Consider the following 1,742-nt stretch of genomic DNA (forward strand, 5'->3'; position numbering starts at 1 on the left):
CAGGACCATCGGCGCATCAAGCGCCGCACGTCTAGGCAGCGGTCTTGATCTCGGCCATGACGCCGACGATGTCGTTCACCACCGTCTCGACCAGCTTCTGGTCGTCGCCCTCGGCCATAACCCGAATCAGGGGCTCGGTGCCGGAAGGCCGGATCACTAGGCGGCCGGACTTGCCGAGCCGGTTGCGGGCATCCTCGATCGCGGCCTTGACGGGTGCCGTCTCCAGGGGCTCGCCGCTGGAAAAGCGCACATTCTTCAGGAGCTGCGGCACCGGCTCGAACTTTTTGCAGATCTCGCTGACCGGCTTGTTCTGGCGCTTGATGCAGGCCAGCACCTGCAGCGCCGAGACCAGCCCATCGCCGGTGGTGGAGAAATCAGACAGCACGATATGGCCGGACTGCTCGCCGCCGACATTCAGCCCATGCGCGCGCATGTGCTCGACCACGTAACGGTCGCCGACCTGGGTTCGGTGAAGTTGCAGGCCGGCTTCACCGAGGAAGCGTTCGAGGCCAAGATTGGACATGACGGTGGCGACGACGCCGCCGCCTGCCAGGCGGCCGCTCTGATGCCAGGATTCGGCGATCAGCGCCATGATCTGGTCGCCGTCGACGACAGCGCCGTTCTCGTCGACGATGACCACGCGGTCGGCGTCGCCATCGAGCGCTATGCCGATGTCGGCGCGCACTTCATGAACCTTCTTGGAGAGGCCCACCGGGTGCGTCGAACCGCATTCCTCGTTGATGTTGAAGCCGTTCGGCTCGTTGTTGATGGTGATGACCTCGGCGCCGAGTTCCCAAAGCGCTGCCGGCGCCACCTTGTAGGCGGCGCCGTTGGCGCAATCGACCACGATGCGCAGGCCCGCCAGCGACATGGACCGCGGCAGAGTGCGCTTGGCGAATTCGATATAGCGGTCGTGCACGCCGTCCACGCGCTTGGCGCGCCCGAGCCCATCCGCGTCGGCCAGCGAAATGTCGACATCCTGGTCGAGCAGCGCCTCGATGCGCATTTCGATCTCGTCCGACAGCTTGTAGCCGTCGGGGCCGAACAGCTTGATGCCGTTATCGTAATAGGGGTTGTGCGAGGCCGAGATCATCACGCCGATATCGGCGCGCAGCGACCGCGCCAGCATGGCGACCGCCGGCGTCGGAATCGGCCCCAGCAGGAACACATCCATGCCGGCGGCACAGAAGCCCGCGACCAGCGCGTTCTCGATCATATAGCCCGACAGCCGCGTATCCTTGCCGAGCACGACGCGATGGCGATGGTGGCCGCGCTGGAACGACAGGCCGGCAGCCATGCCGACCTTCATCGCAACCTCGGCGGTCATCGGAAATTTGTTGGCCCCTCCCCGGATCCCGTCCGTTCCGAAATATCGTCTCGTCATCTTACTCGACGTGCCCATATATGATTCACCCAAGTGTCGCCTCGTGGACATTCCCACAGCCAGTGTACTGGCCGCTTGCCACTCCGCATCGTCTTTGCAGGATACCATGATTGTCAGGACGAAAGGCGTCCTTAGCTCACAATCTGGGGTGAGGACAAGAGCTGTACAAAATCTTGCGCTAAGCCCGAACGGATCGTGAAACTCATGCGGCTCGCCGGGTTGGGGTCGGTAGCCTAAAGGTTCGAAAGCCTTCGGGCATCTGATGCTCGGTGTCCCAGGTGTAGATGCCTGTCAGGTTGATATGTTCCCAACTCAGCGGCGAGATATGCTTCAACAGCGTATCTGGAATGTTTCGCCC

Annotated in this window: 1 protein-coding gene; it reads right to left on the reverse strand. The window is 62.8% G+C overall.

Annotated features, from left to right (window positions below; genetic code table 11):
- Nucleotides 1–31: 31 nt before the first annotated feature.
- Nucleotides 32–1,384 carry a phosphoglucosamine mutase gene (glmM, locus tag AC0L2Z_RS35210; protein ID WP_473482959.1) on the reverse strand — a complete coding sequence of 451 codons (1,353 nt, stop codon included), beginning with the start codon at nucleotides 1,382–1,384 and terminating at the stop codon, nucleotides 32–34.
- Nucleotides 1,385–1,742 lie beyond the last annotated feature (358 nt).

The sequence above is a fragment of the Mesorhizobium sp. WSM4850 genome, from assembly GCF_055811735.1.

What these genes read in the sequence shown, in the direction of transcription:
- glmM (WP_473482959.1), bottom strand. Translation starts at nt 1,384, where the DNA reads ATGACGAGACGATATTTCGGAACGGACGGGATCCGGGGAGGGGCCAAC.